This window comes from Chengkuizengella marina (assembly GCF_009910845.1).
Lineage (GTDB): Bacteria > Bacillota > Bacilli > Paenibacillales > KCTC-33759 > Chengkuizengella > Chengkuizengella marina.
On sequence record NZ_SIJB01000051.1, the window covers coordinates 19650 to 39379 of the forward strand.

General features: G+C 32.9%; 3 protein-coding genes. All 3 read left to right on the top strand.

All coding sequences use genetic code 11. The features are described from left to right. The first annotated feature begins 1 nt into the window (after nt 1). On the top strand, nt 2–841 hold the full coding sequence (locus ERL59_RS19050) for a CPBP family intramembrane glutamic endopeptidase (RefSeq protein ID WP_160647837.1): 840 nt from the start codon (nt 2–4) through the stop codon (nt 839–841). 46 nt (nt 842–887) lie between these two features. Then, the gene (locus ERL59_RS19055; protein ID WP_160647838.1) at nt 888–10679 is read left to right on the top strand and encodes a non-ribosomal peptide synthetase; all 9792 of its coding nucleotides are present in this window, start codon (nt 888–890) and stop codon (nt 10677–10679) included. A gap of 17 nt (nt 10680–10696) precedes the next feature. After that, the coding region (locus ERL59_RS19060) for a non-ribosomal peptide synthetase (RefSeq protein WP_160647839.1) at nt 10697–19730 on the top strand (9034 nt) is incomplete at its 3' end.

Sequence of the window (19730 nt, forward strand, 5' to 3'; positions counted from 1 at the left end):
TTTGGAAAACATAACAAATAAAAGAGAAAAATTTTATCAAATGATTGGTGTATTGGTGATTTATATTGCCTTATATAGCGTAATTATTTTGTCTGTTGAATATTTTTATTATGAAAAATTAAATATTCCATTTTTAGAGTCTTTTAAAAGTGCAAATTTTGGTCCTTTATTTCTAATATTACATGATGTTATTGCTCTGCCAATTTACTTTTTAGTCATTTATTTCATGCATAAAAAAAGTTTATTTCAAATAAGTCAGTTTGTAAAAATTAAGAAAAAAACGGCAGCCCTTTGTTTATTATTAGGAGTTAGTATGGGAACTTGGGTGATGTCTATTACTCAAATTCCATACATAAAAAATTCATTTCCGATATTCCAAACATTATTTAAATTTTTATTATCTGGTAATGCAGTTCTAGTTATTTTCTTTGTTGCTCTGCATGCGATTTATAAAGAAATATTTTTTAGAGGCATGATTTTTAATCAATTAAGAAGTGTATTATGGTTACCTTTAGCTATTGTCATTAATGGTTTAATATATGGTTATTTATTCTTTCAATGGGATATTATACTTACAATTTACGGAATGTTAGGCGCTATTATATTTAATTTGATTTTCATTTGGTATGAATCAATTTGGGCAACGATTGCTATTGAATTTAGTTTATTCGCAACTTATTTCATTTTAAGAGAGTTGAACTACGAATATGGTTGGACTTCTATCATTCTCATTTTTGTCAGTTCAATCGTATTAATTGGAACGATGATTGCATTATGGAAGCAAAGACAGTCAACTTCAACAAGGCAAATTGAAGCAGAAGCAGCAACTCCATCTATTTAACCTAAATTAATTTTTATCAAAAACTCAATTAACTAGGAGGGGTCACATGCTAGAGTTAAACTTACTAGAAACTAGTGAAGAGCAGCTAGAAGAAAGTATTAAAGAGGTTTCTTTAAAGGATGTTGCCATCATAGGTATTTCAGCAAATTTACCTATGTCACCTGATCAAACAAAATTTTGGGAAAATTTAATGAATGGAAAAGATTGTGTTCATACCTTTCCTAAAAATCGCTTGAAAGATATTCGCCCCTTAGTTCAAAAGGAAAATAATGTGCAGTTTTATGAAGGTGCATATCTTGAGGAAATAGATAAATTTGATTATAAATTTTTTGGACTGTCTCCAAAAGAAGCAAGTTTAATGAATCCGAATCAACGTTTATTTCTAGAAAATACTTGGAAAACGATTGAAGATGCAGGGTATGGAGGAGATAAATTAAAAGGAAGCAAGACTGGAGTATATGTCGGTTATAATGCTGATGCTTTTGTTGATTATAAAAACTTCATTGCAGAAGTTGAACCTGATGCTCTGTCTATGGCAATACCAGGTAATTTAACTTCTATTCTTGCAAGTAGAATTTCATATTTACTAGATTTAAAGGGACCAGCTCTTTGTATTGATACGGCTTGCTCTTCTTCTTTGGTTGCTGTCCATGTTGCATGCCAAGCGATTCAAAACGGCGATTGTGATCAGGCACTTGTAGGGAGTGTAAATGTAAATATTCTACCATTTGATAAAAATATTAAAATTGGGATAGAATCCTCTGATGGTAGAGCTAGAACTTTTGATCAACAATCTGATGGTACGGGAGCTGGTGAAGGTTCAATTGCATTATTGCTAAAACCATTAAGTAAAGCACAACAGGATAGGGATCATATCTATGCGGTGATAAAAGGCAGTGCAGTAAATCAGGATGGGAGCTCTATTGGTATTACAGCACCTAATGTCTTGGCTCAAGAAGAAGTTATTGTTAAAGCTTTGCAGGATGCAGATGTTAATCCAGAAACGATTACCTATTTTGAGGCTCATGGAACTGGAACGAAATTAGGAGATCCAATTGAAATAGACGCAATAACAAGAGCCTATAGAAAATTCACAGATCAAAAACAGTTTTGTGCAATAGGTGCAGTAAAAACAAATATTGGTCATTTAGATAATGCAGCTGGCATAGCAGGTTTATTAAAAGCGGTTTTAGCTCTTCATCATGCCAAAATTCCACCAATGTTACATTTTAATCAATCTAACTCAGAAATTGATTTTATATCATCTCCTGTATTCATAAATAGTCAATTAAGAAAATGGGAGAAAACAGACTATCCTAGAAGAGCTGGTGTAAGTGCTTTTGGAATGAGTGGGACGAATTGTCACGTTATTTTAGAAGAGGAAAATGTATATTCAGAAGTAATAGAAACGCAAGATCAAGAAAACTTAACTAATCAATCTATGAATGTGTTTACATTATCTGCTAAAAGTAAAACTTCATTAAATAGTTTAATAAAACAATATAAAAACTTTATTACTACTGAAGAATATGTGAATCTGAATGATCTATGTTATACAGCCAATACTGGTCGTGGGCATTATACATATCGAGTAGCAATGTTAATTACGGATGTAGAAGATTTTAAATTGAAACTAAACATGCTTGATAAAGATAACGGGATTAATCAAGACTATAAAAATGTATATTATGGTGAACTTAAAACAAAACATAAAGATAAAAAGAAAGTAGAATTCACTCCTTCATCTGATCAACGAGAAGAAAAGGATTTAATAGAGACATGTATAGCATATGTACATGGAGAAGACATTGATTGGGAATTGTTTTACGATGGTGAATATAGAAGGAAAATCAGTTTGCCAACCTATTGTTTTGAAAATATTAGGTGTTGGTTAGAGCTGCCAGAAGTCGAAAATTTACAGCCAGAACCGCTGGTTTTAAGCAAAGTAGAGAGAAAAGTTGAAATAATAGGAAGAGAATATGATAAGTTAACTGAAGTTGAAAAAACGATCGCACAGGCATGGGGAGAAGTTTTAGGTTTTAAAGAGATAGATATCCAAGCTCCTTTTTATGATTTAGGAGGAGATTCAATCTTAGCCTTAAAAATAGTAAATCAGATCAGTCAGAAAAGTAACATTACAGTTAGCGTAACTGATTTGCTTCAACATGAAACAATACAAAAGTTAGCGATATACATGGAAGAGTTATTAGATCAACAATTAGAGGAAAGAGAAAAGATTGAAATTCCCAAAGTAGAATCTAGTGAAGTTTATCACTTATCTTCCGCTCAAAAAAGAATGTATATTTTACACCAGCTAGATGGTAAACAAACAAACTATAACATGCCTAAAGCAATGATCATAAAGGGTCAGTTGAATCAAGCAAAATTCGAAGACGCTTTAAGAGGTTTAATTTCACATCATGAAAGTTTACGAACCTCATTTGAAATGGCTGATGGAGAACCAGTACAACGTATTCATACGGATATTGATTTCAACATAGATTATCAAAAAGCTGAGAAAGATGAAATTGATCATTTGATTTCTAATTTTATTCAACCTTTTGATTTAAGTCAGGCACCTTTGTTTAGAGTGAGTCTTATCCAAGTAGATGAAGAAGAACACCTTTTTTTATTTGATATTCATCATATAATTTCAGATGGTACATCTATGCATATCATAGTATCAGATTTTATTAAGTTTTATGAAGAAAAAACAATGCCTGATCTCAGAATTCAATATAAAGATTATGCTCATTGGCAAAATGAACAAATCATTCAGGGCAAGTTAAAAAAAGAAGAACAATATTGGTCAAATCAATTTGCTGATGAGGTTCCAATATTAAATTTACCAACGGATTATATAAGACCTGTAATGCAAAGTTTTGATGGAGATCGTATTGATTTTCATTGGGATAAAAAAATGACTGAAAAGGTTAATCAGCTTGCAAAGGAGACAAATAGTACGGTTTATATGGTTTTGTTAGCTGCTTTTACAACGCTGCTATCTAAATATTCCGGTCAGGAAGATATAATCGTTGGCTCCCCAATAGCTGGTAGAATTCACATAGATATTGAACCTATTATGGGAATGTTTGCAAATACATTAGCACTGCGAAATACTCCAAAAAGTAATAAGACATTTAAAGTTTTTTTACAAGAAGTAAAAGAAAGTGCACTTCATGCCATTGATCATCAGAACTATCCAATCGAAAATGTGATTGATAATTTATCTATACAGCGAGATACAAGTAGAAACCCATTGTTTAGCGTTTTATTCAACATGTTAAATATGGAAATACAGGATATGAGATTAGAACACTTAAGTTTTCATCCTTACCCTATTAAAAATAAAGCATCCTATGCAGATATCATGTTGAATGTAATTGAAGAAGGGGATGGATTTCTTCTCAGTACAGAATATTGTACAAAGTTATTTAAGAAAGAAACCATTCAACAAATGATTCAGCACTTAGGATTATTAGTTGAACAAGTTGTTGAACAACCTGAAATCAAGCTTGGTGATATTGAATTACTATCTGAGGGAGAAGTACAAGATGAATTAAATAGATTTACTGAAACAACCATGAACTACCCAAAGGAAAAGTCAGTTCATGCACTTTTTGAAGAACAAGTTGAAAAAACACCTGATCAAATAGCTGTAGTTTTTGGTGATATAAAGTTGTCCTATACTGAACTTAATGCTAAAGCAAATCAAATTGCTTGGTATTTGAAACAAAATGGTGTGCAGACTCAATCCATTGTTGGAATAATGGTAGAGCGATCTCTGGATATGATCATAGGAGTATTAGGCATTTTAAAAGCTGGGGCAGCTTATGTTCCAATTGATCCAGATTATCCACAGAAACGAATTCAATACTTGTTGCAACATTCTAATACGTCAGTATTACTTACACAACATCGTATGCAATCTAATCTAACAGATATTGAATCTATGGTTGTATGTATTGAAGATGTATTACAACAACTAGATTTACCAATACATAATTTAGAGTTGCCATATGATCCTGAACAATTGATTTATGTGTTGTACACTTCAGGTTCTACAGGTAATCCTAAAGGGGTAATGGTAAAGTCCCATGCATTTGTAAATTTACTTCATTGGTATACATCTGAATTTCATATCCATGAACAAGATAAGTTATTACTAATGGCACCATCCAGTTTTGACCTGGCACAAAAGAATTTGTTTAGTGCCTTGATTAAGGGTGGACAATTACATGTCTATTATCCAGGTTTGTATGATTATAACGTTATGTCGGACGTAGTCGCTCACCATGGGATTACTTTAATCAATTGTGCACCAAGTGCATTTTATCCTTTGATTGATTTTAATCATGATTCTCAGTTTGCTCGATTAAAAAGTTTAAGAAAGGTGTTTTTAGGTGGAGAGCCAATTAATATGAATAAACTGCAGTCATGGCTTTTCACAAATAAAGAGGTTGAATTGGTTAATACTTATGGACCAACGGAATGTACAGACGTATCTTCTTATTATCGTGTAAACAAACAAGACTATATCCAAACCAATGTGCCTATTGGTAAAGCTGTGTATAATACAGAGCTATATATCATGGATAAAAATTTAACCTTAATGCCGACTGGTGTTGCTGGAGAATTGTGTATAGGTGGAACAGGTTTAGCAAAAGGGTATTTTAACGCAGGTGAAATAACATCTGAAAAATTTGTAGAAAACCCTTATAAATTAGGGGAGAAAGTATATCGTACGGGTGATTTAGTGAAAAGGTTACCTGATGGTAATCTTGAATATTTAGGTCGTATGGATTACCAAGTAAAAATTAGAGGGATGCGAATTGAATTAGAAGAGATTGAAAGACAACTCTTAGATCATACAGATATCGAGGAATCGATCATCGTTGTAAAAGAAGAGGGAACAGATAAAAAACTATGTGCTTATGTGGTATGTAGTAAAGAATTAAATGTTACCCAATTAAGAGAATATTTATCGCAAAGTTTACCTGATTTTATGATCCCGGCTATATTTGTTCAACTTGAACAAATGCCCTTAACGCCGAATGGAAAAGTTAATCGTAAGGCACTGCCTGAACCGGATTTTAATAATAGAGTTGGTGTGGAGTATGTTGCACCAACAAATGAATTAGAAAGTCAGCTTGTTTCCTTATGGGAAGAAGGACTTGGAGTGGACAAGATTGGTATTAAAGATAATTTCTTTGAATTAGGTGGACATTCCTTAAATGCAGTACAAATCGTATCTAAGGTGCAAAAAAAATTAGGAATACAACTTAGTCTAACTGATATTTTTACAAATACATCCATTGAAAAGTTGGTTAAGAGAATAGAGGAATTAGATGAGAGAGATTATTCACCAATCTCTCAGGTTGTATTTAAAGAAGTTTATTCGCTTTCTTCTGCACAAAAAAGGATGTTTGTGTTACAACAATTAGAAAGCTCGACAAGTTATAATTTGCCTTCTGTTTTGAGAATCAAAGGAAATTTAGAACGGAATCGATTTGAGTATGTTTTGAATTCCCTTATAAAGCGTCATGAAAGCCTTAGAACCTCCTTTGAAATGATGGGGGGAGAACCAGTACAACGTATTCACGATAAAATTAATTTAGATATTACTTATAAGAACGTAGTGAGGCAGGAAGTAGATCAAGTGGTTTCATCATTTATTCAACCTTTTGATTTAAGTCAAGCACCATTGTTTCGAGTAAACCTCATGCAAATTGATACTGATGAATATATTTTCTTATTTGATATGCACCATATTATCTCAGATGGTACTTCCATGAACATCCTTATTAAGGACTTTGTTCAACTATATGAAGGAAATAGTCTTTCTGAGTTACACATACAATATAAAGATTTTGCTGCATGGCAAATTGAACAGACTTCAACAGATAGAATGAAGATACAGAAACAGTATTGGTTGGAGCGCTTTTCTGATGAGATTCCTGTACTTAACTTACCTACGGATTATATAAGACCTGTAATGCAAAGTTTTGAAGGGGATCGGATTGATTTTCATTGGGGTAAAAATATCACTAACAATCTTACGCGATTAGCGAAAGAAACAGATTCTACCTTATACATTGTATTGTTAACGGCTTACACAACACTTTTATCTAAATATACAGGCCAGGAGGATATTATCGTAGGCTCTCCAGTTGCAGGAAGAACTCATCCAGATATAGAGTCTGTAATGGGAATGTTTGTTAATACCTTAGCTATGAGGAATGCACCAGAAGGTCACAAAACTTTTAAAAACCTTTTAGAAGAAGTAAAAATGAATGTGCTTTGTGCAATTGAAAATGAAAGTTATCCATTAGAAGAATTAATTGAGTCTCTAAACTTACAAAGAGATACCAGTCGAAACCCATTGTTTAGTGTTTTATTCAATATGTTAAATGTGGAATTACGTGAAATGAATCGCGAGGGTTTAAGTTTTACCCCGTATCCTATTGAGAATAAAGTTGCCAAGTTTGACCTTACATTGACAGTGATAGAAGAGGATGAAGAACTTTTCTTGAGTATGGAATATTGTACAAAGTTATTTAAAAAAGAATCAATTGAACGGATGGTTAATCACCTTGAAATACTTGTGGGACAAATTTTAGAACAACCTGAAATCAGAATTAGCGATATTGATATTCTACCTAAACAAGAAAAGCATCAGTTGTTAGTAGAGTTTAACAATACATCAAATGAATATCCAAAGGGGCAAATGATACATGGGTTATTTGAGCAGCAAGTAGAGAAAACACCTAATAATATTGCTGTGGTATATGAAGATCAACAGTTGACTTATAGAGAATTAAACGAAAAAGCGAATCAGCTCGCACGTACATTAAGAGAAAAAATGATTCAATCAGAGACTATTGTTGGAATCATGGCAGAAAGATCAATAGAAATGATCATAGGTATATATGCAATTCTCAAAGCAGGAGGTGCCTATTTACCTATTGATCCAAATTATCCTGAGGAAAGAATACAATTCATCATAAAGGACAGTGGAATTAATACACTGTTAGTGCAAGATGAGTGCATGTTCAATCCAACGAATGATTTAGACGTTGTGAACTTAAAAGATGAAAGCATATATCACTTGCAAAATAATAATTTGGACAATAATGCAGAAAACAGCCAATTAGCGTATGTCATTTATACTTCTGGCTCAACTGGAAATCCAAAGGGAGTATTAGTAGAACACAAAAGTGTGATAAATACACTGTTAGGTATGCAGGATGCATATCCATTAAATGAAAATGATACCTATTTATTGAAAACAACATTCACATTTGATGTATCGGTTACAGAGTTGTTTGGATACTACCTGTGTGGTGGTAAACTAGCCATTTTAAAAAATGGTAAGGAAAAAGATCCTTATGAAATTTTAAGTAGTATTGCTAAATATAATGTAACTCATATTAATTTTGTACCTTCTATGTTTAATAGTCTTCTCAGTATATTAAATGTAGAAAATATAAGTATGTTCAATGTATTAAAGTATGTATTTTTAGCCGGTGAAGCCGTCCCAAGTAACATAGCAGATGATTTCTATAAACTAACTAGTCAAGTTGAACTTAAAAATATTTATGGACCAACGGAAACGACGATCTATGCAACCAAACATGAAATTACACATCAAGTAGGGGCTAACGTACCCATAGGAAGACCTTTAAACAATGTACAATGTTACATTTTGGATAAATATTCAAATTTATGTCCTGTTGGTGTTGCCGGAGAATTACATATCTCAGGAGTAGGAGTAGCTAGAGGTTACTTAAATCGCTCTGAATTAACCAAAAAACAATTTGTAGACAATCCGTATCAACCGGAAGGTAAATTGTATAAAACAGGTGATTTGACTCGTTGGTTACCTGATGGAAGTATTGAATATTTGGGAAGATTAGATCATCAGGTGAAAATTCGAGGATTCCGTATTGAGTTAGGTGAGATAGAACATCAGCTGATACAACACTCAGAAATTAAAGAGTGTTTAGTCACTGTAAAAGAAGATGAAGCGGGAGACAAAACATTATGTGCTTACCTAATTAGTAATCGAAAAATGAACATTAAGGAATTAAGAGAGTTTGCCTTAGCCTCTTTGCCTGATTATATGATTCCAACTTACTTTATACAATTAGAAGAAATGCCATTAACTTCAAGTGGAAAAATAGATCGGAAATCCTTGCAAGAATCTGAGGTCATCCTGAATTCAGACATAGAGTATTTAGCTCCAAGGAATGAATTAGAAAATCAACTTGTATATTTATGGGAAACAATACTTGAGGTAGAAGGGATAGGCATTCAACATAACTTTTTTGAGTTAGGTGGCCATTCTCTAAAAGCTCTTCAGTTCATTTCGACGATGCATAAAGAGATGAAAATTTTGATGGACTTAAATGAACTATTTATGAATCCTACCATAGAACAGTTAAGCAGACGAGTTCAACAATTAGATAAAAGTGAGTTTGTTTCAATTCCAAAGGCTGGATCAAAAGAAGTATATCCCTTATCACCGTCTCAAAAACAACTTTTTGTGTTACAGCAACTTGATGTTACCAATACAAGTTATAACATACCTTCAGTCATGGTGATGAAAGGTGTATTAAATCGAGCTAAATTTGAGGAAGCTGTTCATGAGCTTATTCTTCGTCACGAAAGTTTGAGAACTACATTTGAAATGAAAGATGAGGAACCAGTTCAGCGCATTCATGATCAAATAAATTATGAGATTCATTTTAGATCATTAGTTGATATAGAATTGAATGAATTCATGTCTGAGTTGATAAAACCATTTCATTTAAGTGAAGGTCCATTATTTCGAATTATTCTCATTGAGAAACAAAAAGATGAACATCTCTTTTTCATTGATATGCATCACATTATCGCAGATGGTGTTTCTATCAATATATTAGTTAAGGACTTTATCAAGTTATATCAGAAAATAACTCTACCAGCTCTGCGAATTCAGTATAAAGACTACGCAGTATGGAAAAATGAACAATTTAATTCTACTAGTATGAATGCCCAGGAAAAGTTTTGGTTGGAACGTTATAAAGGAAACATACCTGTACTGAATTTGCCAACAGATTTTGAAAGACCTAAATTGCAAAGTTTTGAAGGAGATCAATTTAAGTTTAAGTTAGAAAAAGAAGTAGTTGAACAATTGAGAGAAGTATTACAAACGTCAGAAAGCACGATGTTTATGTTACTTCTAACCATTTACAATGTTTTATTATATAAAATTACTGGACAGGAAGATATCATTGTAGGAACTCCCGTTGCTGGCAGAGCACATGCTGACCTTAATCAAGTAATGGGTGCCTTTGTAAATACTTTAGCCATGCGAAATTTTCCTAAAGGGGATAAAACAATCCGTAGTCTATTATCTGAAGTGAAAGAAGAGACTATTACTGCTTTCTCCAATCAAGAGTATCCTTTTGAAAAGTTAGTTGAGGAATTAGATATGGATCGTGATTTAAGTCGCAATCCTTTGTTTGACACGATGTTTGTATTTCAAAATTTTGATCAAGAGAAATTAATTATGAATGATATCGAAATTGAACCCTACGAACTACAAACAACGATTTCAAAATTTGATTTGATGTTGGTAGTAAATGAGGAAGATGACAAATTATCTTTAAATGTGGAATTTGCAACACAGCTTTTTACAAAAGAAACTATACAGAAAATATTTAAATACTATGAACATCTACTTAACAACATTACTCAAAATTTAGACATCAAAATAGATGAGATTGAGGGAGACTTACATCCTAGAAAAGAGAACATTAAAACAGATATATATGAAGCCCCATTTCAATTTTAAAGCGGAGGGAATGTAGAATGTTACTATATGATAAAAAAAGAATAAAGGAACGAGAATATTGGCTGTCTAAGTTGTCAGATTGGAATACAGAGCCTTATATTCCCTTTTATTCTCCTAATGTAATGAAACAAAGCGATGTGGAAAATGAATCCACAATTCAAACAAAAGTTAACGATACGACATATCATAAACTTTTGAAAATTTGTAATCATTCTGATCAGCTTTTGTTCATCTTTATTCTGTCGGCAGTTAAAATATGTATTTATAAATATACAGGAATAAATCATATTACCATTGGAACTACTTTAGATAAAACATTCGAAGATCAAGAGAAAGATCAGCTTTTTTTAGCGATATGTGACTCACTAGATTCTGAGAAAAGTTTTAGAGATTTAGTGTTAGAGGTTCAAAGCTCAATCGTTGGAGCCTATAAACATGCTAATTATCCACTGAATCGTATTTTAGAGGATTTAAAGTTAAAACTTCCAATGAATGAAAATAAAACATTTGAAGTGGCTGTTTTGTATGAAAACATCCATGATTTACAGTCTGCTGAAATGATTGATAGTCATGTGAAAATAATTATAAATAAAGATAATTGTCTATCCTTAACTGTAAATTATAACGAGAATAAATACTCAATGATTGATATGGAGCGATTTTCAAAACATGTGGAACACATTTTGTCCCAAGTTGTAGAGAATCCAAATATCACATTGAGAGAAGTTGAATTGGTAACAAGTGAAGAGAAAGAGCAGATATTGCATCAATTTAATGATAAAACATTGGATTTTTCCAAAGAAATAACCATTCATGAGTTGTTTGAGGCTCAGGTGGAGAAAACACCAGATGAGGTTGCGGTTGTGTTTGAAGAACAAAAGCTGACCTACAAACAATTAAATGAAAAAGCAAATCAATTGGCACAAAGTTTAATCAACAAAGGTGTGCAGGCTAATGAACTAGTTGCCATTATGGTAGACCGTTCTGTAGAAATGGTCATAGGAATATTAAGTATTCTTAAAGTAGGTGCTGCCTATGTGCCTATAGATCCATCACATCCAGAACAAAGAATTCAGTATATGTTAAAAGACAGTCGTGCCAAATGGGTTTTAACTCAAACTCGCTACTTCAATCAAATTAAGATAGAAGATGGAGAAATCATAGATTTAGAGAACAAGGAGTTATATCAAGGTGAATCAAACAATAGACTTTCAATGACTAAATCTAATGATTTAGCCTATGTTATTTATACTTCAGGTTCTACAGGGGAACCTAAAGGTGTGATGGTAGAGCACTTGGCTCTACACAACTTTATTGAGGCTATATATGATCAATTTAATAGACAAATAGACGCAAAGGATAGATGTTTAAGCCTAACAAATATTTCCTTTGATGTAAGTGTAGGTGAAATCTTTTTGCCTTTAATGTTTGGGGCTCGTCTAGTGTTGTTTGATTTTCATAAAACACTAGATATCCATTTGTTACATCAAACGATTATAAATGAGGACATCACCTTTGCTTATATTCCACCTACAATTTTACCTGAATTAGCCCAATTATTACAAACAAATCAACACGTTCCCCTTAATAAGATGTTAGTAGGAGTTGAACCAATTAAAGATGAAGTATTAGATAAATATATGATGCTTAACGATTCCATGCAAATCATAAATGGTTATGGACCAACGGAAGCTACGATTTGCTCCAATTTTTATAAATTTGGTTCTCACAAAATAGTGGGTAGGAATGTGCCAATTGGCAAACCTCTAGTTAACAATCAAATCTATCTGTTAGATGCTAATGACCAGTTAGTACCCGTTGGTGTTCCTGGTGAACTGTGTATATCTGGATTCGGATTAGCCAGAGGTTATTTATTTAAACCTGAAATTACAGCAGATAAATTTGCATCCAACCCTTTTCATCAAGGTGAGCGGATGTATAGAACGGGTGATTTAGCCAGATGGTTGCCAGACGGAAATATCGAATACTTAGGACGTATTGATTTTCAGGTTAAAATTAGGGGTTATCGTATAGAATTAGGGGAAATTGAAAGTCAACTTTTAAAACATCCGGAAATCACTGAATCTGTCGTCATGGTTCAAGATGATGGATTAGGGGACAAAAATTTATGTGCTTATGTTGTTTGCAAAAAAGAAATGAATTCAACTCAGTTAAGAGCGTATTTGTCACAATCTTTACCAGAATATATGGTTCCAACTTATTTTGTGAAAATAGAAAAGATACCTCTAACACCAAATGGGAAGATCAATCGACAGGCGCTTCCTAAACCAGGGCATGATACGAATGTACAGTACATTGCTCCAAGTAATGAAATGGAAAGTGATTTAGTTAGATTGTGGGAAGGGGTTTTGGGAACAAAAGGTATCGGTGTTCAAAATAATTTCTTTGAATTTGGTGGTCATTCTTTAAAAGCAGTGCAGATGATTTCTAAAATTCATAAAGAAATGGGTATTTCATTAACTTTAAAAGACCTTTTTTCATATCCAACCATAACAGAGCTTGCTTTACATATTCAACAATTGGAAAAAAGTGAATTTTCATCCATTCCTCAGATAGAAAAAAGAGAAACTTATCCTGTTTCTTCAGCACAAAAAAGAATGTATATTTTGCAACAAATGGAAAAAACAAATCATAGTTATAATATGCCTTTGATGATGACAATCAAGGGTAACTTAAATCGAACTCGATTTGAAAATGCCATCAGAGGTTTGATTTCTCGTCATGAAAGTTTGCGTACATCATTTGAAATGGAAGCGGGAGAACTTGTTCAGCGAGTTCATTTACCTATGAACATTGAAATATCTTATGATAGAGCGGATATACATGAACTAGATGATCTCGTATCTAGGTTTATTCAACCCTTTGATTTAACACAAGTGCCACTGTTTAGAATAGGCCTTATCCAAACGGCTCAAGATGAGCATCTCTTTTTATTGGACATGCATCATATTATCTCAGACGGCTTCTCCATGAACATCTTAGTACAAAATTTTGTGCAGTTATATGAAGGAGTAGATCTTCCTCCTCTAAGAGTTCAATATAAGGAGTTTGCAGTTTGGCAGAATGAGTTGTTTGAGACAAAACAAATGGAAGAACAAAAACAATATTGGTTAAAACAATTTGAAGGTGAACTACCTGTATTAAATCTACCAACTGATTACTTAAGACCTTCAATACAGAGTTTTGAAGGAGACCATATTGAATTTCATTGGGATAATACGTTCACAAATAAAATAAATCAACTAGCTCAAAAAACAAATACAACACTTTATATGGTGTTGTTATCAGCTTATACCATTTTATTATCTAAATACACTGGGCAGGAAGACATCATCGTAGGCTCACCGATTGCAGGAAGAAACCATGTAGATCTAGATCCAATTGTAGGTATTTTTGTAAATACATTGGCTATGAGAAATCAACCTGAGGGGATCAAGTCATTCAACGCCTTTTTAGCGGAAGTGAAAGAAAATACATTGCGAGCGATTGAAAATGAGAGTTATCCGTTGGAAGAGTTAATAGAAAACTTAGACTTAAAAAGGGATATGAGTCGAAATCCATTGTTTAGTGTGTTATTTAATATGTTAAATATGGAACAGCAGGAAGTGGAGTTAGAAGATTTAAGCTTTAAACCATACTCAATGAAGAACAGTATTTCAAAATTTGATATGACTTTAACGGTGATAGAAGATAATGAGGAGCTTTCCTTCAAATTGGAATATTGTTCAAAACTGTTTAAAAAAGAAACAATGGAACAGATGGTTCAACATCTGAGATTATTAGTTGAGCAAACTCTAACTAATCCTGATAAATTAATTCAGGATCTAGACATGTTAACTGAACAAGAAAAATACCAGTTGTTGGTGCAATTCAATGATACATCCGAAAATTATTGTAAATATAAAACTATTCATGAGCAGTTTGAGGAACAGGCAGCAAAAACTCCAAATAACATTGCTGTGGTGTTTGAAGATCAAAAGATGACGTATCAACAACTGAATGAAAAGGCGAATCAGTTGGCAAATGTACTAAGAGATAAAGGGGTACAAGCAGATGAACTGGTATGTATGATCGTAGAACGTTCATTGGAAATGGTTATTGGAATTTATGGGATATTAAAGGCTGGTGGCGCTTATGTGCCAATTGATCCAGATTCTCCCAAAGAAAGAATTGAATATATGTTGAAGAATAGTGGGAGTAAGATGCTTTTAACAACAGAAAAAGAAACATTATTGGATAATATAGAGTTTAATGGACAAATCTTAGATTTATTAAACAAGGAATTATTTGAAGGAGATTCAATTAATTTAGATTCAATAAATCATTCAGGTCATTTAGCTTATGTTTTATACACTTCAGGAACAACAGGCAAACCTAAAGGTGTAATGATTGAGCATAAAAGTGTGAACAACTTAGTTTTAGCATTAAATAAGAGTATTTACTCCATGTATAAATACGAATTAAATGTTGCATTGGTAGCACCATATTATTTTGATGCATCTGTTAAACAAATATTTGTATCCTTAACAAAAGGTCATACGTTACATTTAGTCCCTGAGTATGCAAGAAATAATGGGAAGGAACTATTAAACTTTTATGAGGAACACAGTATAGATATTTCTGATGGCACACCCATTCATATCAGTATGATGAGTTATTTCTTAGAAAATAGAGAAAAGAATAATTTAGAACTTAAACATTTAATTATTGGTGGAGAGATTCTAAACATTAAGCAAGTTAAACAATTATTGAATGGATTTAATCAGGTGAGGATATCTAATGTATACGGTCCAACAGAATGTACTGTTGATTCAACTACCTATTTAGTCCAAGGAAATGAAATAAATATTCCTATAGGAAAACCGATAACAAATTCTGGTATTTATATTGTAGATAAATATAACAAGCTACTTCCAATTGGAGTAAGCGGACAACTTTGCATCAGTGGTGATGGAGTAGCAAGAGGATACTTGAATCTCCCTGAATTAACAGCAGATAAATTTGTTTCTAATCCGTATAAACCAGGAGAAACGATGTATCAAACTGGGGATTTAGCTAGGTGGACTTCTGATGGAAATATTGAATATTTAGGTCGAATTGATCATCAAGTGAAAATAAGGGGATTTCGCTTTGAGTTAGGAGAAGTTGAAAGCCATCTTCTTAAACATCCAGATATCATGGAGTCAGTTGTTACTGTAAAAGAAAATAAAACAGGAGATAAAATACTATGTGCTTATTTGATTTGTAATACACAAGTGAATTCTGCACAGTTAAGAGAAGGTTTATCCAAGTTTCTTCCAGAATATATGATCCCATCCTTTTTCGTACAATTAGAAAAAATGCCACTAACTCCGAATGGAAAAACGGATCGAAAAGCTCTACCGGAACCCGAAGGCTTCATTAATTCTGAAGTAGAGTATCTTGCTCCAAGGAATAAAATAGAAAGCCAGCTCGTATTTTTGTGGGAAAAAGTGCTTGGTGTTGATGGGATTGGTATCCAACATAACTTTTTTGATATGGGTGGTCATTCATTAAAAGCAGTGCAACTAATCTCAATCATCCATAAAGAGATTGGGGTGTCAGTGAATTTAAAGGATATATTTAAATATCCTACTATTTTAAATCTTGCTAAACGTCTGGGAGAATTAGATAAACATCAAGTGATATCCATCCCACAGGCTGAATTAAGTGAAGTTTATCCTTTATCGTCAGCGCAAAAACGAATGTATGTGTTAAAGCAATTAGAGGGCAATAAAAGAAGTTATAACATGCCTTTAGTAATGGAAGTTAAAGGTGATTTTAGTAGAAAACGATTTGAAAAGGCAATTCATGGTTTAATTTGTCGTCATGAAAGCTTACGTACCTCTTTTGAAGTAGTTGGAGAGCCTGTTCAGCGTATTCATTCAGAAATAGATTTTGAGATTAGTTATTTAAAAGCAGAAGAAACTGAATTAGAAGCACTGACATCTGCGTTTGTTAAGCCGTTTGATTTAACAAAAGCACCATTGTTACGAGTAAGTCTTATTGAAATTGATAAAGAACACCATCTCTTTTTATTGGATATGCATCATATCATCTCTGATGGAGTTTCAATGAACATTTTGATACAAGATTTTATACACATGTATGAAGAGAATAACCTTCCACCATTGAGTATCCAATATAAGGATTTTGCAGTTTGGCAGAATAAGTTTCTTACTTCAAATCAGATGGAAAAACAAAAACAATATTGGTTAGCTCAATTTGCTGATGAACTGCCTGTTTTAGATTTGCCAACGGATTATTCAAGACCATCTATACAGAGCTTCGAAGGGGATCAACTTGATTTTCGTTTGGACCAAATGGTTACTTCTAAACTCAAAAAGTTGGCTAAAGAAACAAATGCTACGATTTATATGATCATGCTGGCGGCTTATACCATTTTGCTATCCAAATATGCAGGACAGGAAGATATTATAGTGGGCTCGCCAGTAGCTGGTAGAAATCATGTGGATTTGGAATCAGTGATGGGGATGTTTGTAAATACTATAGCTATGCGGAATGTACCTGAAGGTCATAAATCGTTTCAGTCCTTCTTAGAAGAAGTAAAAGAAAATACGTTACAAGGGATTGAAAATGACAGTTATCCATTAGAAGAGTTAATAGAACAATTAGACTTAACTAGGGATATGAGTAGAAATCCATTATTTAATGTCATGTTTAATATGTTAAATATGAATCAGAGGGAAATTGAGCTGGATAAACTAAGCTTTTATCCATATCCAATTGAAAGTAATATTTCAAAATTTGATCTGACACTAACAGTGATTGAAGAAGCAGATGAACTTTTACTCAATATAGAATATTGCACAAAATTGTTTAAACGGGAAACGATTGATAGGATGATGATTCATCTAAGATTATTAGTAGAACAAATCGTAGAGAAGCCAGAAACTGCATTAGGTGAATTAGTTCTATTAACTGAACAAGAGAAGCAGCAGCTTTTAGTAGATTTTAATAGTACGCAAGTGGATTATTCCAAAAATCAAACAATTCATTCGTTGTTTGAAGAACAGGTACAAAAAACACCTGATGCGATCGCCGTTATCTTTGAAGAAGAGGTGCTAACTTATTATGACCTCAATGATAAGGCAAATAAACTCGCACATGTATTAAAGAATAAAGGAGTTAAACCAGATGGTTTAATAGGAATCATGGTAGACCGTTCTGTGGAGATGATTGTAGGTGTTTTAGGAATCCTCAAAGCAGGTGGAGCCTATCTACCTATTGATCCAACCTATCCGGAAGAGAGAAAGAGCTACATGTTTGAAGATAGTCAAGCTAAATGGATTTTAACAATGGAACATTATGTGGATAGTATCAAGTTTAAGGGAGAAATTATCAATTTAGAAGATCCATCTTTATATAATGATGACTATCCAAACATTCAATCCATGAATCATGCACATAATTTAGCTTATGTAATGTATACTTCTGGTTCTACAGGGAAACCAAAGGGAGTAATGATTGAACACCAAAATGTAATTCGTTTAGTTCAAAATACAAATTATATTAATTTTAATAAAGAAAAAAGAATTCTTCAAACAGGAGCCATTGTATTTGATGCCTCTACATTTGAAATCTGGGGAGCATTGTTAAACGGATTACAGTTAGTTCTAGCTAAAGAAGAGGTCATTACAAATCCATATTTATTAAAAGAAACTATAGAGCGGCATGAAATTACCACCATGTGGTTAACCTCTCCACTGTTTAATCAACTTTCTCAACAAGATGTGGAATTATTCAATGGGGTACAAACGTTAATCATAGGTGGAGATGTATTATCTGTTAAACATGTTCTAGAAGTTCGTAGAAAATATCCTTACCTAAGATTAATAAATGGATATGGACCAACAGAAAATACGACTTTTTCTACTTATTATGAAATTGGCGAGGTAAATGAACATAGCAGTATTCCAATAGGAAGTCCGATTAGTAATACTACAGCATATATTTTAAATAAGGAAGGACAACTTCAGCCGATTGGTGTTGTTGGAGAACTTTGTGTAGGCGGAGATGGATTGGCTAGAGGATACTTAAACCGTGCTGATCTTACAAGTGAAAGGTTTATAAACAATTCGTTTGAATTAGGAAAGAAGCTTTATAAAACTGGAGATTTAGCAAGATGGTTACCTGATGGAAATATTGAATATATAGGACGCATGGATTACCAAGTGAAAATTAGAGGTTTTCGTATTGAATTAGGGGAAATCGAAAGCCAACTTATTAAACATGAAGAAATACAAGAAGTGATAGTTACTGTAATAGAGAGTGAAACGAATGATAAAGCAGTATGTGCTTACGTAGTATGTAACAAAGAATTTAACATGTTTGATTTAAGAGCATATATTTCACAAGTTTTACCACAATATATGATTCCATCTTATTTTATACAACTGGATAAGATGCCGTTAACACCTAATGGGAAAATAGATAGAAAAGCGTTACCTGAACCAAAAGAAAATCTAAATCAAGATGTGCAATATGTAGCACCAAGCAATAAACTAGAAAGTCAACTTGTATCTTTGTGGGAAGAAGTACTTGATATAAAAACTGTTGGAATTAAAGATAACTTCTTTGAATTAGGTGGCCATTCCATTAAAGCAGTACAAATTGTCACAAAGTTGCATAAAGAAATGAACGTCAATTTGACATTAAGAGATATTTTTTCATTTCCGACTATTGAACAGTTTTCAAAACAAATACAACAATTAGATCATCAACAATATCATTTCATTCCACAACTTGAGCAAAAGCAAACATTCCCAGCCTCTTCGGCGCAAAAACGAATGTATGTGTTACAGCAATTAGAAGAACACAATACCAGTTATAATATGCCCTCTGTTATGACAATCACCGGGGCTTTAAACCAAAAGCGTTTTGAAAAAGCGATGTATGCTTTAGTGAAACGTCATGAAAGTTTAAGAACCTCCTTTGAAATGTTAGAGGGTGAGGTGGTACAACGAATATATGATCAAGTAGACGTTGAGA